The organism is Bradyrhizobium genomosp. I (2014) (assembly GCF_000261685.1).
Classification (GTDB): domain Bacteria; phylum Pseudomonadota; class Alphaproteobacteria; order Rhizobiales; family Xanthobacteraceae; genus Bradyrhizobium.
On the sequence record NZ_AJQE01000192.1, the window covers coordinates 17,259 to 41,562 of the forward strand.

Annotated in this window: 22 protein-coding genes and 1 pseudogene; 13 read left to right on the plus strand and 10 right to left on the minus strand. The window is 65.1% G+C overall.

All coding sequences use genetic code 11. The features are described 5' to 3' along the window. Positions 1-39: 39 nt before the first annotated feature. Positions 40-249, minus strand: a complete 210-nt coding sequence (locus IC50_RS40260) for a hypothetical protein (protein ID WP_085973833.1) — start codon at positions 247-249, stop codon at positions 40-42. Positions 250-378: 129 nt separating this feature from the next. Here IC50_RS40260 and IC50_RS18435 point away from each other — a divergent pair, with 129 nt between their 5' ends. The 3 genes from IC50_RS18435 to IC50_RS18445 all read left to right on the plus strand — a co-directional run bounded on the left by IC50_RS18435 (position 379) and on the right by IC50_RS18445 (position 1,886). Then, complete coding sequence (locus IC50_RS18435) at positions 379-855, plus strand: hypothetical protein (RefSeq protein WP_244429606.1); 477 nt, start codon at positions 379-381, stop codon at positions 853-855. Between the two features lie 321 nt (positions 856-1,176). Next, positions 1,177-1,587, plus strand: coding sequence for a hypothetical protein (locus tag IC50_RS18440; RefSeq protein ID WP_244429607.1), 411 nt, complete (start codon positions 1,177-1,179; stop codon positions 1,585-1,587). 83 nt (positions 1,588-1,670) lie between these two features. Next, the gene (locus tag IC50_RS18445) at positions 1,671-1,886 is read left to right on the plus strand and encodes a hypothetical protein (RefSeq protein ID WP_035707897.1); all 216 of its coding nucleotides are present in this window, start codon (positions 1,671-1,673) and stop codon (positions 1,884-1,886) included. A gap of 1,223 nt (positions 1,887-3,109) precedes the next feature. Here IC50_RS18445 and IC50_RS18450 read toward each other — a convergent pair. Next, positions 3,110-3,346 (minus strand): DUF1127 domain-containing protein, encoded by a 237-nt coding sequence (locus IC50_RS18450; RefSeq protein WP_035707772.1) that lies wholly within the window; start codon positions 3,344-3,346, stop codon positions 3,110-3,112. A gap of 187 nt (positions 3,347-3,533) precedes the next feature. Here IC50_RS18450 and IC50_RS18455 point away from each other — a divergent pair, with 187 nt between their 5' ends. Further along, the gene (locus tag IC50_RS18455) at positions 3,534-4,877 is read left to right on the plus strand and encodes an aminotransferase-like domain-containing protein (RefSeq protein WP_035707775.1); all 1,344 of its coding nucleotides are present in this window, start codon (positions 3,534-3,536) and stop codon (positions 4,875-4,877) included. Between the two features lie 12 nt (positions 4,878-4,889). On the opposite strand, the gene IC50_RS18460 is transcribed toward IC50_RS18455, so the two are convergent. Further along, positions 4,890-5,489: a hypothetical protein gene (locus IC50_RS18460; protein WP_440588141.1), complete on the minus strand. Its 600-nt coding sequence runs from the start codon at positions 5,487-5,489 to the stop codon at positions 4,890-4,892. A 47-nt stretch (positions 5,490-5,536) separates the two neighbouring features. Here IC50_RS18460 and IC50_RS18465 point away from each other — a divergent pair, with 47 nt between their 5' ends. Next, the gene (locus IC50_RS18465; RefSeq protein WP_035707779.1) at positions 5,537-5,971 is read left to right on the plus strand and encodes a hypothetical protein; all 435 of its coding nucleotides are present in this window, start codon (positions 5,537-5,539) and stop codon (positions 5,969-5,971) included. 3 nt (positions 5,972-5,974) lie between these two features. Here the strand turns inward: IC50_RS18465 and IC50_RS18470 are convergent, their stop codons facing one another. The 3 genes and pseudogenes from IC50_RS18470 to IC50_RS18480 form a co-directional block, all read right to left on the minus strand. Beyond that, complete coding sequence (locus tag IC50_RS18470; RefSeq protein WP_035707781.1) at positions 5,975-8,374, minus strand: bifunctional diguanylate cyclase/phosphodiesterase; 2,400 nt, start codon at positions 8,372-8,374, stop codon at positions 5,975-5,977. A 56-nt stretch (positions 8,375-8,430) separates the two neighbouring features. Next, positions 8,431-9,443: pseudogene (locus tag IC50_RS18475) on the minus strand (MFS transporter); the annotation flags it as partial. A 126-nt stretch (positions 9,444-9,569) separates the two neighbouring features. After that, the gene (locus IC50_RS18480) at positions 9,570-10,076 is read right to left on the minus strand and encodes a YciE/YciF ferroxidase family protein (RefSeq protein WP_035707902.1); all 507 of its coding nucleotides are present in this window, start codon (positions 10,074-10,076) and stop codon (positions 9,570-9,572) included. A 423-nt stretch (positions 10,077-10,499) separates the two neighbouring features. Between IC50_RS18480 and IC50_RS18485 the strand changes: the two genes are divergently transcribed. The 7 genes from IC50_RS18485 (at position 10,500) to garD (ending at position 20,490) form a co-directional block, all read left to right on the plus strand. After that, complete coding sequence (locus IC50_RS18485; RefSeq protein ID WP_035707784.1) at positions 10,500-11,582, plus strand: lysylphosphatidylglycerol synthase transmembrane domain-containing protein; 1,083 nt, start codon at positions 10,500-10,502, stop codon at positions 11,580-11,582. An 84-nt stretch (positions 11,583-11,666) separates the two neighbouring features. Beyond that, entirely contained in the window at positions 11,667-13,619 is a 1,953-nt protein-coding gene (locus tag IC50_RS18490; protein WP_035707903.1) for a hypothetical protein, read from the plus strand. 342 nt (positions 13,620-13,961) lie between these two features. After that, the gene (locus IC50_RS18495; RefSeq protein WP_035707791.1) at positions 13,962-14,867 is read left to right on the plus strand and encodes a LysR substrate-binding domain-containing protein; all 906 of its coding nucleotides are present in this window, start codon (positions 13,962-13,964) and stop codon (positions 14,865-14,867) included. Between the two features lie 127 nt (positions 14,868-14,994). Next, positions 14,995-15,939 (plus strand): 5-dehydro-4-deoxyglucarate dehydratase, encoded by a 945-nt coding sequence (kdgD, locus tag IC50_RS18500; RefSeq protein ID WP_035707793.1) that lies wholly within the window; start codon positions 14,995-14,997, stop codon positions 15,937-15,939. 26 nt (positions 15,940-15,965) lie between these two features. Continuing rightward, positions 15,966-17,339 carry a glucarate dehydratase gene (gene gudD, locus IC50_RS18505; RefSeq protein WP_035707801.1) on the plus strand — a complete coding sequence of 458 codons (1,374 nt, stop codon included), beginning with the start codon at positions 15,966-15,968 and terminating at the stop codon, positions 17,337-17,339. 18 nt (positions 17,340-17,357) lie between these two features. Next, on the plus strand, positions 17,358-18,806 hold the full coding sequence (locus tag IC50_RS18510; protein WP_035707805.1) for an aldehyde dehydrogenase family protein: 1,449 nt from the start codon (positions 17,358-17,360) through the stop codon (positions 18,804-18,806). A gap of 142 nt (positions 18,807-18,948) precedes the next feature. After that, positions 18,949-20,490: a galactarate dehydratase gene (garD, locus tag IC50_RS18515; RefSeq protein WP_035707808.1), complete on the plus strand. Its 1,542-nt coding sequence runs from the start codon at positions 18,949-18,951 to the stop codon at positions 20,488-20,490. Between the two features lie 280 nt (positions 20,491-20,770). Here the strand turns inward: garD and IC50_RS18520 are convergent, their stop codons facing one another. From IC50_RS18520 to IC50_RS18530, 3 genes are all read right to left on the minus strand, one after another. Then, a complete protein-coding gene (locus IC50_RS18520) occupies positions 20,771-21,127 on the minus strand; it encodes a hypothetical protein (protein WP_035707809.1) in 357 nt (118 codons plus the stop codon). Between the two features lie 301 nt (positions 21,128-21,428). Then, complete coding sequence (locus IC50_RS18525; RefSeq protein WP_035707812.1) at positions 21,429-22,019, minus strand: DUF2147 domain-containing protein; 591 nt, start codon at positions 22,017-22,019, stop codon at positions 21,429-21,431. Between the two features lie 105 nt (positions 22,020-22,124). Beyond that, positions 22,125-23,153, minus strand: coding sequence for an NAD(P)/FAD-dependent oxidoreductase (locus IC50_RS18530; RefSeq protein WP_035707815.1), 1,029 nt, complete (start codon positions 23,151-23,153; stop codon positions 22,125-22,127). Between the two features lie 184 nt (positions 23,154-23,337). Here IC50_RS18530 and IC50_RS18535 point away from each other — a divergent pair, with 184 nt between their 5' ends. Beyond that, on the plus strand, positions 23,338-23,805 hold the full coding sequence (locus IC50_RS18535) for an acyl-CoA thioesterase (RefSeq protein ID WP_035707819.1): 468 nt from the start codon (positions 23,338-23,340) through the stop codon (positions 23,803-23,805). A 14-nt stretch (positions 23,806-23,819) separates the two neighbouring features. Here IC50_RS18535 and IC50_RS18540 read toward each other — a convergent pair whose 3' ends face one another. Then, positions 23,820-24,140 (minus strand): 2Fe-2S iron-sulfur cluster-binding protein, encoded by a 321-nt coding sequence (locus IC50_RS18540; protein WP_035707822.1) that lies wholly within the window; start codon positions 24,138-24,140, stop codon positions 23,820-23,822. Between the last annotated feature and the right edge of the window lie 164 nt (positions 24,141-24,304).

A 24,304-nucleotide genomic window follows, 5' to 3' on the forward strand; every position in this document is an offset into this window, starting at 1 on the left:
TGCCGAAATTTCGGTGTGATGTGCAGAGGACTCGGTCGTTCAGAGATGAGCACGCGGCAATAGCCATCCCATGATCTTCTGATACGGATCGCGACGACTGCGGACGAATGCGTTCTCGTTCTGCTGAGCGGCGGTCCTGGCGAATTCAGAAATCCCCTCTATAGACTGCCGTTTATCCTTCGGAAGCTTCGCCCATTGGCGAATGATCTTTCGGCGGGCTTCGCGTTGCTTTTCCCTTACGTCAGGCATCGGGACGCTCCTTGAAGAGGATATTCCGGTCGACCCAGTATTGTTTGGGCTCACGAAAACTTCAACGTCCAATCAAGAACTCTTAGCCCCTCCGATCGTGCGGCGTTACACACGGGAGCGAATCTCATGTTGGCTTTGCAGGCCCGACGCCCTAGAATCGGCGGCGATCGCAGGACGAGCGAAATGCAGTATGTTTGCGACGCGCCGAAGGGTAAGACCTGGTTCCGTATCGAGACGGAAGGTGAAGCGGCGCATGAGTCGCGCCTGATGAACCACACGGTCGAGAAATATTTCCGCGACGAGCGGGAGAAGGCAGTCCAGTCCTGGCGTCCCGAGCGGCCCAACGCGATCGAGCGCGACATCGGCCTTGAGGCCCATGTACGGCGAGAGATGCCGCTTTTCCTCACGTTGCGTGACAGGGAGGGCAATGCACTGGCTACAGCGATGCTGCCACCCGGTGGCAAGGATCGCGGCAGGTTCCGGATCATCATCGTTGCCGCATCCAATGCCGATCCTTATCCTGAGCAGGACGCGGCCATCGCTGCACTGGGAGCGCATTTCGGTCTCACACTCGATCGCAGCCGCTGCTTCCCCTACGGCCGCTAAGGAGCCTGACAAGTATCGCCGCTTGATTGGAGCGATGTCGGCTCATGGCCCGTGGCGGACTTCCACTCTCAGCCTCGCCTGGCCCATAGCTTCCGATGGCGAGGTGCCGCTGCATGTCGGTTCACAGGGGCAGACCGGAAGTTTGCGGCCGGCGCCAGTTCGGCGGCTTGTGGACCCCAAGCAGACAACACGGGCAACCTCGGCAGCTATGAAAGGGGATGCATTCGGCCTCCGAGCACCCGGAGCAGCCCTACACTTGCAAAAGCCAGCGACCCCCACCGGGGGTCCACTTTTTCTTCACGCCAACGTGACAATCTCGACATGAAACATCTTTCCGGCAGCCCGGTCCGATTGCATAGTCGAGCTGTAGACGCGATGGCTGCGGGGGTTGCCATGCACCGGTTTGTCGCCAAGGCCAACGTGGATCATTACATCGGCCTCCTAAACGGAAGTGATCTGGCGCCTGGCCATCGAACGAGCATTACCAAGCTGCTGATCGAGGAGGAGGACAAGCTCAGCCACGATCTGGAGCATCTGGAATTTGCCGAACAGAAAGCCGCAAATGGTCGCGACCACGTGCGCTGCGTCAGGGCCGCTCGGGATGGCTTTGCTTTCGGCACAGCGGATCGCGAGCTGGCCGAGCGGCTACTCGTGAACTGCGAAAACCTTCAGACCGTGCTGGAGGATTTCTGTCACAGCTTGCGCGCGAAGATCAACTCGCAAGGCCTTTGATAGTCGGGCATGGCTGCCGGTTCGACGTCCCACGTCTGATCCAGATCAACCGGCTGCTTTCGCCGAGCGGTACAAAGGCTTCCATGGACCGCACCATGCTGCAACAGCACCTCGCGATGGCCGAGCGACACGTCGCTCTCGGTGAGCATCACCTCGCGAAGCAAGAGGCTTTGATCGCGGAGCTGGACCGTGACGGCCACGACACGGCTGATGCTCTGAAGCTCCTCGCCACCATGCGCGCAACACAGCGGCTGCACTTGCAGGACCGCAACCGCCTGTTGGCAGAGCTGGCGCACTAGCCCGTCAACCTCGGCCACATTCCCACTGAGGATGACTTCCGCTGTTGGCCCCAAGCCGACCTGCAGGCGAATTGGCTTTTAGGTCGTCTTTCAAAAGCAAGGTCCACTCCCAGCTCGTCGGCAAGCTGGAGCGCAGCACAATCCGGAGCCCGGGATCAAGCTTCGCGCCATTCGGGTACGAGACCTAGCGTCGGCCGACGGGCAAAACACCCAAACGCTGGGTCAATGCGCGGCGGCGAAAATATTCTTCTTTACCGAAATTCGGAAACGGCGTATGTCTCACCCCACTCCGGCCCAAGGAAGAGGGGCGTATCGCGATCGTCACGAACGCGGGCCGGACGGCGGTGGACGCAGGTCCACGTCGGCGCGAAGGGCATCGCAGGGCGGGCAACCGTGAGCGAGAATGTCGCGCACACGACCGGTGTGATCGGCGTACGGCAAAATCGTGTGGTCCTGGCGCCCGGGGTCTGTGCGTCAAGTCTTGCGGTGATGTGTGTTGCCCAACCGGGCGCGCGCATCAGTCATCCGCAAGGCGACGGGGGCAATAGTGCATCGCTCCCCGGGGAGAGCGCGACATAAGCCGTAAAACCACTGCGCAGGGAAGGCCGGGATGTCCTGGCTACACCTGTATGCCGCTGTGCAGATTTCGCTACTGCCTTTCGCACAGTGGACCGCGGGTGCCAGCCGGCGCCTGGTCTTCCCTGCGCCCTCTTTCATTTCAGAGGGTGAGGCAATGAGGCAAAGCTCGGGCGAGATGAGCCGCGAGGATGCGAAGGTATGTCTCCACGCCAAAAGCGAATACCGAATGCAGCCGCAAGCATCATCCAACCCTGAGGTGCCGGAGCGAAGCGGAGGCCTCGAAAGGCGACAGCCCGTCTGCATCTCGGCCGTTCATCCTTCGAGGCTCCGCATGCGATGCATTCGCATCGCACGCCTCGCACCTCGGGATGACGGGACGGACACCGTCAGTGAGGAAGGATTCTGGATGGCCCGACCTTCGAGCTTCGGCGGACAAGCCGCTCGCAATGACGATGCTGAAACAGTTTCACGCCAAACTCCTCTCTCGTGCCCCTGACGCTGCGCAGCACGAAGTGATGCGCTACAGAGCCGGGGTCCATGCAACAGCGCGTTACACGGCGTCCTGGGTCCCGGCTCTGCGCCGCAACGCCAAGAGCGTTGCGGCGCGTCCGGGACACGGGAGGAACGAGCGCGGCAGAAGCGCCTCACAGATACCGCGTCAGCTCGGTCTTGAACTGCCCGTACACCGCATCCTCGATCTGGCTGCGCGTGATGCCGATGTCGCGCAGGGCGCGATCGTCGAGCTCGCTCAGCGTCTTGACGGCGGAGCGGCGCTCGAGGCGGTCGAACAGCGCAGAGACGCCGTTGGCGAGCGCACCGAAAAATCCGCCCGGCGAGGATGGGCGAAAACTCCGCCCGGCAGTTTGCGAGATCGTGGTCATTCTTCTTCTCCGGCCTGTCGTCCCGCGCGGCGAAGCAGCGCCGTTGGCGCGGACGCTTTGTGGGCGCCTGCACCTCATTTGCCGTCGGATTGCTCTCGCTCTCCTCGGCTCAATCGCGGTCCTTGATGGAACTTAAATGCTCCGGTACACTGCTCGGAGCAAGCGAAACATTGCTCTCGGTGCAATAATGTCCAAGTTCGAGTACGTGAAGCTTGCCGATGCCATTGCGGCCGATATCACTAACGGCACGTTAAGGCCCGGCGACCGGCTGCCGCCGCAGCGCAATTTTGCCTATGACCGCGGCATCGCGGTCTCGACCGCGAGCCGGGTTTATACGGAATTGCTCCGCCGCGGCCTTGTGGTCGGCGAGGTCGGCCGCGGCACCTTCATCTCCGGCGACATCAGGCGTGAAGTCGAAACGATGAGCGAGCCGGCCGACGCGCGCATCAATTTCGAGGTCAATTACCCGCTGTTGCCGCAGCAATGGGCGATGATCGCCAGGAGCCTTGCGGGGCTGGAACGCACCGACGCGCTCGAATCCGCGCTGCGCGTCTCGACCAGCACCGGCACCAGGAGCGCGCGCAATGCGGCCGCCGCCTATCTCGCGCGCAAGGATTTCACGCCGCAGGCCGACCAGATCTTCTTCACCGCCAACGGCAAGCAATCGCTCGCGGCGGCGCTTGCGGCGCTCGTGCCCACCGGCGGCCGGTGCGGCGTCGAGGCACTGACCTATCCTTACGTCAAGAGCATCGCCGCGCGGTTAGGTGTGACGCTGGTGCCGATTCCGATGGACGAGCACGGCGCGCGGCCGGATGCGATCCAGAAGGCACATCGCGAGGCGCACCTGTCGGCGCTGTATCTCCAGCCCATCATCCAGAATCCGCTCGGCGTCACCATGAACGCAACGCGGCGCGCCGACATCATGCGCGTCGCCGAAAAGCTCGACCTCACCATCATCGAGGACACCGTCTACGGCTTCCTGGCCGACGACACGCCGCTGGCGGCGCTCGGGCCGGACCGCTGCATCGTGATCGACAGCCTGTCCAAGAAGGTCGCGCCCGGCCTCGCGCTCGGCATCCTGGTCGCGCCCCTGCAGCTGCGCGAAAGCGTGATGAGCGCGGTCCGCACCGGTGGCTGGATCGCCTCCGGTCATGCGCTGGCGGCCGGACAGCGGCTGATGGCCGACGGCACCGTCGCCGAGCTGACGCGCCTCAAGCGCATCGACGCGGCGCGCCGCCAGCAGACTGCAGCGAGGCTGCTGGCCGGCTACCAGCTCGCCGCCGACGCGCGCTCCTATCATCTCTGGCTGACACTGCCGCCGCACTGGCGCTCGCAGACCTTCGTCGCCGCGGCAGCAAGGCGCGGTATCGCGCTGACGCCGTCCTCGACCTTCGCCATCGCGCATGGTCATGCGCCAAATGCGGTGCGGCTCGCCCTCGCCCCGCCTTCACCCGAGCAACTCGATTCCGGCCTGCGCACGATCGCCTCGCTGCTCGGCACCAAGGAAGAGGATTTCGACTCGACGGAGTAGCGATCCGTCCACCTAAGGCAGCATTGACCGAGGTAGCTGGTCGAAGCTGTAGCTCCGCGGCTGGTTGCGCCGCACGAAGCCGCCGACCTGCCAGGCGAACAGCGCGGCAAAGCCGAGGATGAACAGCACGCCGGCGAATTCGCCGGTCAGGAGCGCGCGGATCAGGAGCCCCGCCATCGCCACAGCGAGCACCACCAGGAACGCCAGCACCGCCGCGTAGGTCCTGCGACCGAGGCCTGCGGTCAGTTCGGCGCGGCTGCCCGCCCTTGCCATCCGCGCATGCAATTCGACGATGAAATCGCGAAAGCCGTTGTCCTGCGGCGCCATCAGGGCCGCGGTCTGCCAGCTCGTCGACAGGATCGCGATGCGGCCGCCACCCGTGCGGCTGACATCGGCGCGAAAGCGGTGCTGCTGCATCGAGACCGGGCGGAACGACAGCCGGATCGCCGAGATCTCATCGTAGTGCCACAGGCCGGAGCGTCCCCCGATCTGCCAGGACAGCCCCTGCTCCGTCAGCTCGAAACGACGCGCCGAGCCTATCAGCGAGGCCCTGTAGGCATAGCTCGTGGCCGAACCAGCTTCAGCTCCCCGCATGCCGATCATCGATCCCATCCGCGATCCGCTTGCGTGATCGCCCTCGCCCATCCTACAAGCGAGGCATGGCTGAGACGACATTTTTTCCGCGCCGCCTGATCCTCGGGGCCGCAATGATCTCCGGCGTATTGCTCGCGCTTGCGGTCCACATGCTGGGGGCGCGCTATGGTCTCGACCTTGGCGGCCTCTGGCGCTCCGAAACGCACGAGTTCATGCCGACGGGCGCGGCGATCGCCTGGTGGCTGATTGCGACCGTCGGCTTCTCCGGCGGCTATTTCACGGCGAACCTGATGCAGAGCGCCGTCTCCGGCCAGATCCCGCAGCGGATGCGGCAATTCCTGATCGCGGTCGGCGTGCTGCTGCTTGCAGGAGCGGGCCAGGCGGCCTCGGCGCCGAGCCCGATCCCGACCGTCTCGGGCGTGCTCGCCGGGCTTGCCGCGCTATGCCTCGGTGCCGTCATGGCGTTTTGCGGCGCGCATTTCGCGCTGCGTCGCGGCTGACCCTCAGGCCGACGCTCGCAGCCGCGGGCGGTCCAGCATCATCGCCACATCGGAAGCCGGCCGCGGCCTGCTGAACAGATACCCCTGCGCCTGAGTGCAGCCTTCGCGCCGGAGCAGCTCGAGTTGCACATCGTTCTCGACGCCTTCCGCCGTGGTGATGATGCCGAGGCTGCGGCCGAGGCCGGTCACCGCACGGATGATTGCCATGGAATCCTCGCGCGTCGCCAGCTCCGACACAAAGGAGCGGTCGATCTTGATCTTGTCGAACGGGAAGCTGCGCAGATAGGTCAGCGACGAATAGCCGGTGCCGAAATCGTCGAGCGAGATCCGCACGCCCATCGCGCGCAGCTCGTGGAGGGTCGTGAGCGTCGCCTCGCTGTTCTGGAGCAGCACCGATTCGGTGATCTCGAGCTCGAGACGGCGCGCATCAAGTCCCGAGGCGGCCAGCGCTTCGGTCACGGACCCGATCAGGTGCGGGCTCTTGAACTGCACCGGCGACAAATTGACGGCGACATCGACGTCGTCGGGCCAGGTGGCTGCGTCGGTGCAGGCGGAGCGCAGCACCAACTCGCCGAGCTGAACGATGAGCCCGGTCTCCTCGGCGAGCGGAATGAAGCTGATGGGCGCGATCAGCCCGCGCTGCGGATGGTTCCAGCGCAAGAGCGCCTCGAAGGCAACGACGCGACCGCTGGCGACGTCACGGATCGGCTGGTAATAGACATGAAACTCGTCGCGCTGCAGCGCCGCGCGCAGATCCATTTCCATGAGGCGCCGCGCTTGAGCGCGCGCATCCATGCCGGTCTCGAAGAAGCGATAGGTGCCGCGGCCATCCGCCTTGGCGCGGTACAGGGCAAGATCGGCGTTCTTCAACAGCTCGTCCGGATTGCTGCCGTCCTGAGGCGACAGCGAGATGCCGATCGAGACGCCGATCACGATCTGATGGTCGTCGATCTCGTAAGGCGCCGAGATCACCTCGACGAGGCGGCCGGCAAGGGCCCTCGCAGCAGTCTCCTCGGAACGTCCGATCTGGACCACCGCGAACTCGTCGCCACCGAGCCGCGCCACGGTGTCGTTCTCGCCGACGGTGGCCTTCAGCCTGCGGCCGACCTCCTTGAGCAGCGCATCGCCGATGGGATGGCCGAGCGAGTCGTTGATGTCCTTGAAGTGATCGAGATCGAGACAGAGCACAGCGAGCTGGTCGCCCGACTTGGTCCGACGCAGTCCCTGCTCGAGCTCCTCGTGGAACAGCACCCGGTTCGGCAGGCTGGTCAGCGCATCATGGCGGGCCATGTGCGAGATCTTGGCCTGCGCCTCCAGCCATTCGGTGATGTCCTCGAAGGTCGCGACCCAGCCGCCGCCCTGCATCGGCTGGTTGACGACCCGGATGGAGCGGCCGAACCGGTTGACGACGTCGGTCGTGGTGCGGCCCTCGCGTGCGTCGGCGATGAGGCGCGCGAAGAATTCATGCGCGTCGCCCTGCCACTGGCCCTTGGCCTGCTCTTCCCTGAGCACGTCGACCAGAAGCCGACCGGTGAGCAGGATGTCGGTGCGACGGAGCATCGCGGCATAGCGCTCGTTGAACAGGATGATCTTGCCGTCGGCATCGAACATGCACAGGCCCTGCGACATGTTCTCCAGCGCGCTGTCCAGCACGATCTGCTGGCGGCCCAATTCGCCCTTGGCGCGGCGGTCGAGCAGCGCGGCCACGAGCGCAATCGCGATGATCGCGACGGCGGCGCTGGCCGTGAGGAAGGACAGCGAGGCCGGCGGGATGGAGAGCCCGCTGATCGCGAGCGTCGGGTCCGGCGTCAGCAGCACCGCGCCCATCGCGGTGAAGTGATGCGCGACGATGGCGATCGTCAGCAGGGTGATCGCCATCAGCGCGTGGGAGAGGTCGTCGCGCCGCGCGGCGATGAACAAGGCGAAAGCTGCAAAGACGATTCCGAACAGCACCGAGACGGCGACCGTGCTTCCGACCCAGTTCACCCGTGCCGGCATCTCCAGCGCCGCCATCCCGGTGTAATGCATCACCGCGACACCAGTGCCGACGATGGCGCCCCCCAGAACGATCCACACCGGGCGCGAGGACGATACGGCGATGCTTAGCCCCACGAAGGTCACGGAGATCGCAAGCATCAACGAGAGAATTGTCACCGGGATGTTGTAGGCGCCGGCGCCGCCCGGCCCGTAGGCAAGCATCGCGATGAAATGCGTCGCCCAGATGCCGCATCCGCTGACGGCCGCATCCAGGGCAATCCAGGCCAGACGTCCGGGGCCGTGTGCCGCGCGTGCGCGCTGAAACAGGCTGATCGCCGCCGCGCTGGCGAGCAGACACACTGCGCCGCCAAGCGCAACGAGTCGCCAATCATGCTCGTCGGTAAGACAGTAGAGAACTTGATGCATTGCCGGCCCCTATCGACCCGCACTTGAGCCGACAGAGGTGGACAATCGGTAACCGGCTACAAGCCTGTTCCGGGAATGGTGAATGGAAAATGTGTATGTTCGCTCACATTGTTCATCCTCGCGCCGCGGCCGATCACGCCGGCCGCGAGCAGCAGGACCGCCGCTGAAATGGCCAAAGACAAATGCAGGCCTTCCATGAACGCGCCTGCGCCCGCGATCAGCGATCCAAACAATGCGACGCCGAGAACGCTGCCGGTCTGCCGCGTCGCGTTCAGGACACCCGCCGCTATACCGGAGCGCGCCTTTTCGACGCTGCCCAGCAAGGTCGAGGTCAGCGGCGGAACCAGCAGCCCGAGGCCGCCGCTGATCGCGATCATCTGCACGCAGATCATCCAATAGCTCGTCTCGGCCGCGATCCACAGCAGGCCGAGACAGCCGAGCGCCGACACGCAGGCACCGACCACGATGGTCGTACACGGGCCGATGCGCTCGGCAAGGCGCGGCGCCAGCAGATTGACCGGCAGCACCGCCCCCATCATCGGCACGAAAGCGAGCCCGGTCCACCACGCCGACAGGCCGTTGATCCGCTGGAAGTACAGGCTGAGCACGAAGATCAGGCCATAGACCGCGATGTTGACGAGCAGGCCGACCAGCGATGTCAGCGCGAACAGCCTGTGGCCGAACAGCGACAATGGCAGCATCGGCTGCGCCGCGCGCCCCTCGCGCCAAATGAAGAGTGCGGCAAGAACAGCAGCGCAGACAAAGGCCGCTATCACGGCCGGATGTCCCCAGCCCAGCGCTCCGCCTTCGATGATCGCCCCGGCGAGTGCCCCCAGCGCGCCGATCGCGGCAAGCTGGCCGGGCAGATCGATCTCGCGCGAGCGCGCCCGAGTGGTCTCGCTGGCGTAGCGCCAGCTCAGCCACAGGCCGGCGAGCCCGGTCGGCAAATTGACCAGGAAGACTGCGCGCCAGCCGACCAGTGACCGAAGGATGAATGCAGGACAAACGTGCCCGCCGAGTCCACCGATGTCATCGCTCGACTTGATCGGGCGATCCAGTACGCCGCGGCGGTGATTGGGTTACACAATCACCGCCGCGGCGTACTGGATGTTCCGCCTTCGCAGGGCATGACACCCGGTAGCGTGGCAAAAAGCGCCACGCGGATGACCGCGCGGCGCCTTTCGCTACACTCCCATCAGCTCGCTGCGCGCAGATTGACCTTGCTCTCAGCCAGCGTGGTCAGCTTCTTGTCGGTCGCCTTTTCCTCTTCCAGCGTCTTGGCGAGCACACTGGCGCAGTCGTTGTGGCCGAGCCGCTTGGCCCAGGCGATCAGACTGCCGTAACGGACGATCTCGTAATGTTCGGCGGCCTGCGCCGCGTTGATCAGAGCTGCATCGAGCACCGCCTTGTCGGCGACTTCGCCGACGGTCTCGTCGGCTTCCTCGATAATGCCGTCGATCGCCGGACAGTCGACCGCCTTCACGGCGACGCCCTGCATCTTGAATACTTCCTCGAGCCGCGAAACGTGCTGCTTGGTTTCCTCGAGATGCGTCAAAAAGCCCTGCTTCAGCTGCGGATCGGTGGCCTTGCTTGCCATTTTCGGCAGCGCCTTGGTCAGCTGCTGCTCGGCGTAGTAGATGTCCTGAAGCTGGTGCACGAACAGGTCGTTCATGGTTTTGATGTCTTTTGTGAACAGTCCCATCGTTCGGTCCTCTATCGGTTTCTGGAACACGAAGGCAGCGGCTTGCGCGAAAAGCCGCTCCGCCATGTTCGGTTGCTGATGGGGCCACAACGAGTGCGCGGCAGCGACGTTCCAACAAGACGGTTTCGCTTGCGCTGGAATAATGTGGACCGCGCCGGGACCTGAAATCATGTCACCACACGAAACGGTCGCGCCGAGCCGGTTTCACGACTCATATGCTTAACGCGCAGCCGATATGAACCGCGTATGACAAAAATGGCCGGTCCAGCGCAGAACCTATTGTTGTCAAGGGCTGCACAAGCCGCTGTTTTTGCCTTAAATGAGCTGGATCATGCCTTGCGGTCGATGCCTGCCTTTGGCCGTGATCGCACCCGATTGGCCAATGCCTGGCCCGGTCGGTCTTTGCCCCTGCCGGGAGGATGAATGCACGGACTGCTGCCCGCGCTGAAGCGTGGCTTCAAGAGATGGATCGGCTGGCGACGGCTCGGAATTGCCGCGAGCGTCTTCATCATCGCCTTCGCGATCACTACGCTGGTGCGGACCCTCAAGGGCATCGATACCGGGGTCATCCTGACCGCGTTGACCGAGATTCCCCGCGGCAGTATCGGGCTGGCGGCGATCTGCGTCTTCTTCGCGTTCTGCACGTTGACCTTCTACGACTTTTTCGCACTGCGAACGATCGGCAAGAAGCACGTGCCCTATCGCATCGCGGCGCTCTCCAGCTTCACGTCCTATTCGATCGGCCACAACATCGGCGCGACGGTCTTCACCGGCGGCGCGATCCGTTTCCGGATCTATTCGGATTACGGGCTGAACGCGATCGACGTCGCGAAGATCTGCTTCCTGTCCGGCCTGACCTTCTGGCTCGGTAACATCTTCGTGCTCTCGATCGGCATGGCCATCCATCCGGATGCCGCATCCGCGATGGATCAGCTCCCGTCGTCGATTAACCGCCTGATCGCCCTTGGCGGCCTCGCTTCGATCGGCGCCTATCTGGTCTGGCTCTGCATGGGCGAGAAGCGGCGGGAGCTCGGCCAGAAGGGCTGGAAAGTGGTGCTGCCATCGGCGCCGCTGACCTTGGTGCAGATCCTGATCGGCGTCGTCGATCTCGGCTTCTGCGCCACGGCGATGTACCTGTTGATGCCGGCCAATCCGCCGATCGACTTCATGTCGCTGGCGGTCGTGTTCATCCTGGCGACCCTGATCGGCTTTGCCAGCCACGCGCCCGGCTCAATCGGCGTGTTCGATGCTGCCATGCTGGTGGCACTGCCCGAATTCGGCCGCGAGCAGCTTCTGGCAACGCTGCTGGTGTTCCGCATCCTGTATTTCGTTATTCCGTTCGGCCTCGCCATCTCCATCATGGGCACGCGCGAGCTCTGGATGAACGTGGTCGAGCCCTGGCAGGAGCGACGGCGGCTGGCCGAGGCCTGCGCGCAGGCCAACCTGCCCAAGGAGGTGACACCAATGGAGCGCGAGCGGTTGCTGCGGCAGGCCAATAAGCGCTAAGGCGGCCGGCGCAGACAAAGGTTGCGGGCGGCGGAGCAATGCTCTCTTATTTCCGCCTCAACTTTACCGTTGAAGACCCGGGCCATGATCCCTGTACACTTTCGCACTCTCGCCGCAGGCGCTCTGCTGCTTGCCGGGCTTTGGACCGCCTTGCCGACCCAGCGCGCCGCCGCTCAGGACGCCGGCACCATCCAGATCAGCTGGGAGGTGCGTAACCGCTTCCGGCTGTTCCGCGAGGAGCGCGACTTCCTGCTCCATGTCGAGAATGCGCGCAACCGCAGCATCCTCGCCGCCGAACAATCGCTGGAGCTCCAGAGTGAAGGCCGCGGCTGGGCCCGCAACATGGTCAATCGCCTGTGCATCGACCTCCAGGGCCGGGTCAACCAGCCCTGCACCCGCGACAACGTCAAGGAGAACTACATCACCCCGATCGACCACCCCGTCACCGTGCGCCTCGTTGGCGCGGTCCCGGTCGGCGCCACCTGCGCCTGGTCGTTCGACGACGGCGACGGGCCGCAACAATCAACCTTCGACTGCGCCGAGCCGGTCAATCTGCGCGTCCGCTACGGCAAGCAGACGGTCGCGACCGTAGACGTCTCCGCCGGCTCCGACCCGACCCAGCGGGTCCAGACCGAGATCGCGGTCCGCGACATTTTCGTCGCCGGCCTCGGAGACAGCATCGCCTCCGGCGAAGGCAATCCGGACCGGCCGCTGGCGCTGTCGGACGAAGGTTTTTGCTTCCGGTCCTATCTCGGCACCGCCGGCGCACAGTATTACCGGCCGAGCCGTCATGGCTTCAAGGGCGGCCGCGCCTGCGAGGCGCCGGATACGCTCGCCAACTGGCAACGCTACAGCGCACTCTGGTTCAATGCGCCCTGCCACCGCTCGCTGTACAGCTACCAGACGCGCACCGCGCTTGCGCTCGCGGTGCGCTACACCCACATCGCCGTGACCTACCTGCCGCTCGCCTGCACCGGCGCCAGCATTGGCGACGGGCTGCTCGGCTCGCAGCGCGCCCGCGAATGCCCGCCCGGCAAGACCGGCGTCTGCAACACCAGCGTGTCCGCCCAGGTCGCCGAGCTGCGCGAAGCGCTCACCGCGGCAAAAAAACGCCAGCCCGACCGCACGCTCGATCTCGTGCTGCTCTCGGTCGGCGCCAACGACGTCTATTTCTCCGGTCTCGTCGCCGACGTCATCGTCGATACCGCGACCGAGCGCGCGCTGTTCCGCCGCTCCGGCGTGATGGCGAGCGTCGATGATTCCCGCGATGCGCTGGCGCGCGAGCTGCCGCAGAACTTCGTCAAGCTGCGCGAGGCGCTGAAGCCGCTCGTCGGCGGCGACCTCTCGCACGTGGTCTATGTCTCCTACGCCAATCCCGCGCTCGCCGACGGCGGCGTGCCCTGCCGCGGCGGAAGGGCCGGCTTCGACATCCATCCGTCCTTCAACGCCGATCCGCAGCGCCTTGCCCGCGTCTCGACCTACGTCGACACCGAATTCCTGCCGCAGCTCAAAGGCCTCGCCACCTGCACCCGCGGCGCGCTGTGCCGCGATCCCGAAGCCGACCGCATGACCTTCGTCGATGCGCACCAGGCGGCGTTCGCCGATCACGGCTTCTGCGCCCATTCGGGCAATGACCCCGAATTCGACCGGACCTGCTTTGCCGAGAACGGCCAGAGCTTCAATCCTGACATCGTGAGCGCGGCGAGCCAGCCGATGCTGTGCGGCCGCGGCGCTTCGGAATATCGCGCCTACCTGCCCCGCGCGCGCTGGATCCGCGACGCCAATGACAGCTATTTTGCGGCGATGACATATCCGCAAGGCTTGCCGGCGGCGAGCCAGCCGACCGACATTCACGACGCGACCTGGGGCGTGCTCTCCGCCGTCTACGGCGGCGCCGTGCATCCGAGCGCCGAGGGTCATGCCGCGATGGCGGATGCAGCACTGCCGGCCGCGAGCGCCGTGCTCGGGCTCGATGCCGTGCCGCCGAACGTGACCCGCGGATTCCTGCCGCAGCTGCTGCCGGGCGCGCAGCAGTAGCAAGGACGACGGAGCCCGGCTGAGCGCAGCGACATCCGGGACCACTCTCCCCGCCCATCGCCCGGCTCACGCGGGCCACGCACTGTCTCCATCAATCCAAAAACGGCATCGATCGATACCCCCTTCAACTTGGACACCCTGCCGCGCGCGCCTCTACGACTCGCAGTGAATAGTCGGCAATACCGAACGGGTCTGCTGAAACGTTCCTCCTGAGCGCTCCGGGACAAGCGGAGTGGGACAGGCAACTCAACGGCGGCCCAGAAAGCCGCCGTCTTTGTTTTTTGGGGGTGATCGATGCTAGAAGTGCCGGGGAAGCGCCTTATCCATCTAAGGCATGTATCGATGTTCGACCTCAACCAGCTCCGCTGTTTCGTCACGGTGGCGGAGGAACTGCACTTCGGCCGCGCCGCCGCGCGGCTGAACATGACCCAGCCGCCGCTGTCCCGGCAGATCCAGGTGCTCGAGCACATCATCGATGCCCCGCTGCTGGAACGCACCAGCCGCTCGGTGCGCCTCACGCCTGCGGGACGCAGCTTCCTGCCGGAGGCGCGGCGCATCCTCAAGCTTGCGGAAAGCGCCTCGCAGGTCGCCCGGCGCATCGCACTCGGCAAGATCGGCTCTCTCAAGATCGGCTTCACGGCGGCTGCGGCCTACGGCTTCCTGCCCGAGCTCATCGCCGCCTGCCGCGCCAAGCTGCCCGAGGTCGATTTCTCGCTGAAGGAGATGGTGTCTGGCGATCAGTTCGAGGCGCTGACCTCCGGCCAGATCGACGCCGGCCTGCTGAGGCCGCCGATCGCGCGTCCCGAACTGGCCAGCCGCCGCGTCGTCGCCGAGCCCCTGCTCGCGGCGATCCCGAAGAAGCATCCGCTGGCAAACGCCGACAGCATCACGATCAAGGATTTCGACGACCAGCCCTTCGTGATGTACTCGCCTTACGAGAGCCGCTACTTCCACGACCTGCTGGTGGCGCTGTTCACCCGCGCCGACGTGCTGCCACGCTACGTCCAGCATCTCAGCCAGATCCACTCGATCCTCGCGATGGTGCGCGCCGGCCTCGGCCTTGCCATCGTGCCGGCCGCAGCCGCGAGCCTGAAGATCTCCGACGTGCGCCTGCGTCCCCTGAAGCTGCGCACCCGCGTGCCCGTCGAGCTGTTCATGGTGTGGCGCCGCGAGGACGAGAATCCGCTGCTGCCGACGCTGGTTAAGATCGCCGGCGAATTGTCCTCCGCGGAGCTGACGGAGGATTGATGCTCGATCCGCATCGGTCGATCGATATAGGCTTTGGCTTGGACGCGCATCGAACGGTCTCCTAAACCACGGCGCATGGACGCGCAGGCTTGCGTCCTCCGCAACACGCACGAAGGGAGCAGCGCCCGTGAGCAAGATGACCCCGCAGGAAATGGCCGAGAAGATCGGATCCGGCCTCCTGTCCTTCCCCGTCACGCCGTTCAAGGATGACTACTCCTTCGACGAGGCGACCTACCGTGCCAACATGGACTGGCTGTGCGGCTACGACGTCGCCGGACTGTTCGCCGCCGGCGGCACCGGCGAGTTCTTCTCGCTGACGCCATCAGAGGTTCCGCAAGTGGTCAAGATCGCCGTCGAGGAGACCAAGGGCCGCGTGCCCGTGCTTGCCGGCACCGGCTATGGCACCGCGATCGCTCGCGAGATCGCTGTTGGTGCCGAGAAGGCCGGCGCGGACGGCCTGCTGCTGCTGCCGCCTTACCTCACCCATTCCGAGCAGGACGGCCTCGCCGCCCATGTCGAGGCGATCTGCGCCGCCGTGAGGATAGGCGTCATTGTCTACAATCGCGACAACGCCATCCTCCAGCCCGACACGCTGGCCCGCCTCGCCGAGCGCTGCCCGAACCTCGTCGGCTACAAGGACGGCATCGGCGACATCGAGCTGATGACCCGCGTCTACACCAGGCTCGGCGATCGCCTCACCTATATCGGCGGCCTGCCGACTGCGGAGACCTTCGCGCTGCCCTATCTCGACATGGGCGTGACCACCTATTCCTCGGCCGTGTTCAACTTCGTTCCGGAATTCGCCACCAACTTCTACGCCGCGGTGCGCAAGCGCGACCATGAGACCATCCATGCCGGCCTGAAGAACTTCATCCTGCCGCTGATCGCGATCCGCAACCGCAAGAAGGGCTACGCGGTCTCGATCATCAAGGCCGGCATGAAGGTGATCGGCCGCGACTCCGGCCCGGTCCGCCCGCCGCTGACCGATCTCACCGAGCAGGAGATGGCGGAACTGGCGGCGCTGGTGACGAATCTGCCCGCCATCCGATCGACACAACAGGCGGCAGAATAGCGAACGACAACAGGGAGGAGCATGCGATGGCCGAGACCAACATCTCCGGCGCGCCAGTCGCCGGCGCGCAAGCTGCCGGTGCACCCGTCGTCACGGCGATGCAGGTGATCCCGGTCGCGGGCCGCGACAGCATGCTCCTCAACCTGAGCGGCGCGCATGCGCCGTTCTTCACCCGCAACATCGTTGTCCTCACCGACAATTCCGGTCACACCGGCGCCGGCGAGGTACCGGGCGGACAGAAGATCTGGCAGACGCTCCAGGACGCCCGCGATCTCGTCATCGGCAAGACCGTCGGCGCGATGAACAACATCCTCGCAGACGTCCGCACCGCCTTCGCCGACCGCGATGCCGGCGGCCGCGGCAAGCAGACCTTCGACCTCCGCGTGATGATCCACGCGGTCACGGCGATCGAATCCGCACTGCTCGATCTGCTCGGCCAGCATCTCGGGCTGCCCGTCGCCGCGCTGCTCGGCGAAGGGCAGCAGCGCACCAGCGTCGAGACGCTCGGCTATCTCTTCTTCGTCGGCGATCGGCGCAAGTCGAAGCTCGACTATGTCGCGGGCGAGAGCGGCAAGGCGGAATGGTTCAACCTCCGCCATCAGGAGGCGATGACGCCCGAGACGGTGGTACGCCTCGCGGAAGCGACCTACGACCGTTACGGCTTCGCCGACTTCAAGCTGAAGGGCGGCGTGCTCCGGGGCGAGCAGGAGATCGAGGCCGTCACCGCGATCGCGAAGCGCTTCACGAACGCGCGCGTCACGCTGGACCCGAACGGCGCCTGGTCGCTCGACGAGGCGATCAGGCTCTGCAAGGGCATGCACGGCATCCTCGCTTATGCCGAAGACCCGTGCGGCGCCGAGGCCGGCTTCTCCGGCCGCGAGATCATGGCCGAGTTCCGCCGCGCCACCGGGCTGCCGACCGCAACCAACATGATCGCGACCGACTGGCGGCAGCTCTCGCATGCGCTGCGCCTGGGCGCGGTGGACATCCCGCTCGCCGATCCCCATTTCTGGACCATGCAAGGCTCGGTGCGCGTGGCCCAGACCTGCCGCGACAACGGCCTGACCTGGGGCTCCCACTCCAACAACCACTTCGACATCTCGCTCGCCATGTTCACCCATGTCGGCGCAGCCGCCCCCGGCAAGGTCACCGCGATCGACACACACTGGATCTGGCAGGACGGCCAGGCTCTGACGAAGGAGCCGCTCCGGATCAGGGGCGGCAGGATCGCGGTGCCCGATCGCCCCGGCCTCGGCATCGAGATCGACCGCGCCGCCATCGAGGCCGCGCATGAGCTCTACAAGAAGCATGGACTTGGCGCCCGGGATGACGCTATGGCCATGCAGGACCTGATCCCCGGCTGGACCTTCGACGACAAGCGTCCCTGCCTCGTTCGCTAAGAAACTCTGGAGGAATACATGACAGCGATCCTGAAGAACTTCATCGGCGGCGAATGGGTCGACGGCTCCGGCGTCACGAAGAACATCAACCCCTCCAACACCAACGATCTCGTCGGCGAATACGCCAAGGCCGACAAGGCGCAGACCGAGAAGGCGATTGCGGCTGCCAAGGCGGCCTTCCCCGGCTGGGCGCAGTCGACGCCGCAGGTGCGCCATGACGCACTGAACAAGATCTCGACCGAAATCCTCGCCCGCAAGGAAGAGCTCGGCCGCCTGCTCGCGCGCGAGGAAGGCAAGACTCTGCCCGAGGGCATCGGCGAGGTCGCGCGCGCAGGCCAGATCTTTGCATTCTTTGCCGGCGAAGCGCTGCGCCTGATCGGCGAGAAGGGCGCCTCGGTCCGTCCCGGCCTCGACGTCGAGCTCACCCGTGAGCCGGTCGGCGTCGTCGGCATGATCACGCCCTGGAATTTCCCGATCGCGATCCCGGCCTGGAAGATCGCGCCCGCGCTCTGCTACGGCAACACGGTGGTGTTCAAGCCGGCCGAGCTGGTGCCCGGCTCGGCGCACGCGCTGTCCGAGATCATCACCCGCTCCGGGATTCCGGCCGGCGTGTTCAACCTCGTGGTCGGCTCCGGCTCCGTGGTCGGGCAGACGCTGCTCGACCATCCGGATGTCGCCGCGATCTCCTTCACCGGCTCGGTGCAGACGGGGCGCAAGATCGCGCAGGCCTGCGTGCTGTCGAACCCCATGAAGAAATTCCAGCTCGAGATGGGCGGCAAGAATCCGCTGGTCGTGCTCGACGACGCGGATCTCAAGACCGCCGTCGAGGTTGCCGTCAATGGTGCCTATTTCTCGACCGGTCAGCGCTGTACCGCCTCCTCTCGCCTGATCGTCACCGAAGGCATCCACGATCGCTTCGTCGCGGCGATGGCCGAGCGGCTGAAGGGCCTGTCGGTGGACGACGCGCTCAAGGCCGGCGTGCATATCGGCCCCGTCGTCGATCAGAGCCAGCTCGACCAGGACCTGCGCTATATCAAGATCGGCCAGGACGAGGGTGCCAGGCTCGCCTTCGGCGGCGAACTGCTCAAGCGCGAAACGCCCGGCCATTACCTCCAGCCGGCGCTGTTCACTGAAGCGAGCAACAACATGCGCATCGCGCGCGAGGAGATTTTCGGCCCGGTCGCCGCCGTCATCCGCACCAAGAACTACGAAGAGGCGCTCGCGATCTCCAATGACACCGAGTTCGGCCTCGCCTCCGGCATCTGCACCACCAGCCTGAAATACGCCTCGCACTACAAGCGCAACAGCGAGTCCGGCATGGTGATGGTCAACCTGCCGACCGCCGGCGTCGACTATCACGTGCCGTTCGGCGGCCGGAAGGGCTCGAGCTACGGCGCGCGCGAGCAGGGCTCCTATGCCCGCGAGTTCTACACGACGGTGAAGACGGCCTATACCTTCCCGGGCTGACAGGCCAATATCGGAGGGTGGGTTAGCGCAGCGTAACCCACCTCTTCTGCCTCCAAGGATAAAGACATTGGTGGCTTACGCCGAGCGATTGCGCTCTGCGCAATCGCAGGGCTAACCCACCCTACAACTCCCGGAGTCCATCATGGACCAGGACGTCGCAGCGAAAGAGCAGCCCCGCTACATCAAGCTCAACGAGCGCGACAATGTCGCGATCGTGGTCAATGATTTCGGGCTTCCCGCCGGCTCCCGCTTCGCCAGCGGCCTGACGCTGCGCGTCTTCGTGCCGCAGGGACACAAGACGGCCCTGGTCGACATCGCGGAAGGCGCGCCGATCATCCGCTATGGCGAGATCATCGGCCACGCGCTCTCGCCGATCCTGGCCGGCGAGTGGGTGGACGAAGCCCGCATCCGCATGCCGGAGGCCCCTGCCCTCGACAAGCTTGAAATCTCGACCGCCGTCCCCGCCCCGCTGCCGCCGCTCGAAGGCTTCACCTTCGAAGGCTATCGCAATCCGGATGGCTCGGTCGGCACCAAGAACATCCTCGGCATTTCTTCCTCCGTGCAATGCGTCAAGGGCACGATGGAATATGCAGTCAAGCGCATCCGCACCGAGCTGCTGCCAAAGTATCCCAACGTCGACGACGTCGTGCCGCTGACGCACGCCTATGGCTGCGGCGTCGCCATCACCGCGCCCGACGCGGTGGTGCCGATCCGCACCCTGCAGAACCTCGCGCTCAACCCGAATTTCGGCGGCGAGATCCTGGTCGTCGGTCTCGGCTGCGAGAAGCTCGCGCCCGAGCGGCTGGTGCCGGAGGGCGTGGGCGATGCCATCGTGCGCATGCAGGACGAAGCCTTCGACGGTTTCGGCGCCATCGTCGATGCCATCATGACCCAGGCCGAGGCCCGGCTGAAGGTGCTCAACGCCCGCAAGCGCGAGACCTGCCCGGCCTCCGATCTCGTTATCGGCCTGCAATGCGGCGGCAGCGACGCCTTCTCCGGCGTCACCGCGAACCCCGCCGTCGGATTCGCCGCCGATCTCCTGGTGCGCGCCGGCGCCACCGTGATGTTCTCCGAGGTCACCGAGGTGCGCGACGCGATCCAGCTCCTGACGCGACGCGCGATCAGCGAGGATGTCGGCCGCGCCCTGGTGCGCGAGATGGCCTGGTACGATTCCTATCTGGCCCGAGGCGGCGCCGACCGCAGCGCCAACACCACGCCCGGCAACAAGAAGGGCGGGCTCGCCAACATCGTCGAGAAGTCATTGGGCTCGATCGTGAAGTCCGGATCGAGCGCCATTACCGGCGTGCTATCGCCCGGCGAGAAGGCGACGCAGAAAGGCATGCTGTTCGCGGCGACGCCCGCTTCCGACTTCATCTGCGGCACGCTGCAGCTCGCCTCCGGCATGACGCTGCAGGTGTTCACCACCGGCCGCGGCACGCCCTACGGGCTTGCCGCCGCGCCCGTCATCAAGGTCGCCACCCGCAGCGAGCTCGCGCGGCGCTGGAAGGACCTGATCGACTTCGACGCCGGAAGCATCGCCACCGGCGAGAAGACCATCGAGGAATGCGGCTGGGACCTGTTCCGCCTGATCCTCGATGTCGCCTCTGGCCGCATCAAGCCGTGGTCGGACCGCTGGGGCATCCACAATGATCTCACGCTGTTCAATCCGGCGCCGGTGACCTGAGGGGCGACGGGCCGGGGGCCTGTCATTGGCGATCGATCAGGTGCATGTCGCCCAGCGTGAGGGGCCGGCTGCGTCCGATATTCGGCGAGCCCGACACCCTCGACGTTGCGGCGGTTTCCAAGCTTCGATCTCGCCCGGGTGATGACGATATACGCATCCAGTCCCCGCGGCGTGACGTCCCTACGAACCAGCTCCTTGAACGGATCGCTCCGTAGCAGATTGATGGCACCGCGCCGGTCATGACGGCGCTTCCGCGGCGCGCGAAATGAGGTGCGTTCGTTCACGTCATGCTGCCCGGCATGAAGCAGCGCACGCGCGGATGGCCGTCGATATAGTGCTTCCACACCATGGTGCGGCCGATCTTGTTCGGCACGGTGATCACCGCCCCGTCGGGCACGACGACCCATTCGTCGTCGATGCGCACGCGGTAGTGGCCGCGTTCGGACTCCCAATCGACGTCGGCAATGACGTAGCCGTCGGCATCCGAGCAGCATTGCCCGTATTCGCTGTGCAGGCTCTCGAACCAGGGTTTCAAGGGCGAATTGGCGTAGCGGCCGTCGTCGCGCGCCAGCGCCGAAGCCGCGAGTAGCGTCGTCAACCCCAGCAGCGTGGCCGCACCTGATATGGCAGGTCTCATGTCGTCTCCGCGGTCGAAGTGACCGCCGCGAGGCAAACGCCGCCGTCCGCCCCTCCGCATGGTGTGCGGCAGGCGTGGAGACGGCGACTCGCTCCCTGGCAGCTTTGCCGACAGCTATGCAAATCCAGCGCCAGCGCGCATTCCGGGGAACTACTGGAGCGGGTCCGGCACGCGTTCGCCTTTCGGCGAACGTCGCCGCACAGGCCGTTCGAGGAAACGGAGAGACTGATATGGACTGGCTTCCCCGCTGGCGGGCGCGGAAGCTACAGGCCTTGAGGCGGCGCAGCGTGCGAAATACGCCCTACTGTTTCGCCGGAGCTATCATCGCGCCGCCCTTCTTCGTCGCGGGCGCCGGCGGCTTCGCAGCGGCGGCCTGCGCAGGCAGATACTTCGCGACGATGGCAGGATCGATCTGCGCGATGTAGGCATCCGGCAGGCGCGTCCAGGTCTCGTCCTTGCCGAGCAGCGCGATGCCGAGATAGCCGCGCAGCGTCAGGGTCTGGCCGTCGGGGCTGACCCGCATGTTGGCCTTCCAGATCTGACCGTCGCGCGGATTGAGCACGTTGCCGCCTTCGTACTTCAATCCTTCGCGCTTCATGTTGCGGACAAAGGAGATGCCGAGCACCGGCGCGTTCTTGCGATCGTCGGTGCACTTGCTGCAAACCTCGTTCGGATTGTCGGTTGGCCGCGGGAAGGTCTTTGCGATCACACCTTCGAAGACGCCGTTGTGGTCGACGAAGAGGAACCATCCGACCGTCTTGCCGTCTTCGACCTTCTGCCAGAGGCCCGCCGCTGTGGGCTCGGCGCTCTGCGCTGCACACGGGCTCACCGTCGCGAGCGACAATGCGAGCGCGACGAAGGAGAACAGCCGAGAGCTGGAAAAATTCCGCATTAGATCACCTTGCTATTCCACAACCGGAATGGCCGCAGACTACGGCGATTTCGCGAACGGTTCCAGCACCAGAAACATGGGGCATCGCCTCCCCGCTGCGTTCCGTCAGTTGACACCGAGCTTCTTTTGCAGGCTGGAGGACGAAGTCGTGTACTGGAACACGAGCCGCTTATCCGGATAGACGTAGCGATGGGCTTTTTGCGACATCAGCGCGCCCTCGTGGAAGCCGCACAGGATCAGCTTGATCTTGCCGGGATAGGTGTTGATGTCGCCGATCGCGAAGATGCCCGATACGTTGGTCTCGAACGCGGATGTCTCGACCGGCACCAGATTGTTCTCCAGCGCAATGCCCCAGTTCGCGACCGGGCCGAGCTTCATGGTCAGCCCGAAGAACGGCAGCATGGTATCGCAGGCGATTTCGCTCACGCTGTTGTCATTGCCCTTCACGGTCGCGCCGGTGAGCTTGCCCTCGGTGCCGGAGAGCGCGGTGACCTGGCCGAGCCGCAGATCCATCTTGCCGCCGGCGACCAGCGCGCGCATCTGCTCGACGCTGTGGGGCGCGGCGCGAAACTCGTCGCGCCGGTGCAGCAGCGTGATGCGCTTGGCGATCGGATGCAAATTGAGCGTCCAGTCGAGCGCGGAATCGCCGCCGCCGACGATCAGCACATTCCTGTCGCGGAACGTCTCCATCTTGCGCACGGCGTAATGGACCGACGTGCCTTCATAGGCCTCGATGCCCGGCACCGGCGGACGCTTGGGCTGGAACGAGCCGCCGCCGGCCGCGATCACCACCACCTTGCATTCGAACACCTTGCCGGCATCCGTGGTACAGCGGAAGGCGGGATCGCCGATCTTCTCCACGGTCTCGACCATCTCGCCGAGATGGAAGGTCGGATGGAACGGCTTGATCTGCTCCATCAGCGCGTCGGTGAGTCCCTGCCCGGAGACATGCGGAATGCCGGGAATGTCGTAGATCGGTTTTTCCGGATAGAGCTCGGCGCACTGGCCGCCGACCTTGTCGAGGATATCGACGAAGTGCGCCTTCATGTCGAGAAGGCCGAGCTCGAATGCGGCGAACAGACCGCAGGGGCCGGCACCAATAATCAGCACATCGGTTTTGATCGCGTCGCTCATGTCGTCTCTTTTTGTCTGTCGTTATCGGTTGGACGGAGCCCTTTGGGCAGAGGTGACCCTGCCTGTCTAGCCAACGGGGATGGATCAGGGAAGGCATAAAAGCGGGAGCGTCCCGCAGCCACGCCCACTTGCCGGCGCAGGATAACTGAGCTGTAACGACAAAGGATATGACGGAGATCAATCGGTGAACGCACCAAGCCGCCTCGACACGACGCCGCGCCTGGAGGACTATCCCTACCGCCTCAGCGACAACGTCCGCTTCGGCGACCTCGATCCCAACCAGCACGTCAACAACGCGGTCTACGCGACTTATTTCGAGACCGGCCGCGTCACGCTGATGAAGCTTCCGGAATACGGCCTGACGCCGCCGGGACTCGCCTGGATCATGGTGCGGCTCGACATCCATTTCCGCGCCGAGCTGCACTGGCCCAACACGATCGAGCTCGGGCTCGGCGTGGTGAAGCTCGGACGGACGTCGGTGACCTTCGAGCAGGTCGTGTTCTCACAAGGAAAATGCATCGCGTCGGCAACGTCGGTCGGCGTCATGATCGACGAAGCGACGCGGCGGCCGACGCCGCTGACCGCAGAGGTGATCGAGAAGCTCGGACCCTGGCACAAGCGCGGTATCGAGGTCGCGCCGCCGAGCATCTAGCGCGAGTGGAGAGATCAGGCCTGCCGTTCCGGCGTCGAGACGATGAGACCGTCGAGCTCGTCGGAGACCTTGATCTGGCAGGACAGGCGCGAATTCGGGCGCACGTCGAAGCCAAAGTCGAGCATGTCCTCTTCCATCGGCGTCGGGCTGCCGACCTTCTCGCGCCAGGCTTCGTCGACATAGACATGGCAGGTCGCGCAGGCACAGGCGCCGCCGCATTCGGCCTCGATGCCGGGAATGCTGTTGCGGATCGCGGCTTCCATCACGGTTGCGCCGTTCTCGATTTCCACCGTGCGGGTTTCGCCCTTGTGGTCGACAAAGTGAATCTTGGCCATGTGTGCTCGTGCTGCCGCGGTGCTGGGAATGAAGGAGGGTCCGGGCTGTCCTATAACGGGTCGGTCAGCCCGGCGCCATAGCGTTTTGATGCGAAATGAATCCCGCTTTGCGGGAAGAAAACGCGTCAAAACAAAAGACTAGAGCCCGGCTCCGACCGTATCGG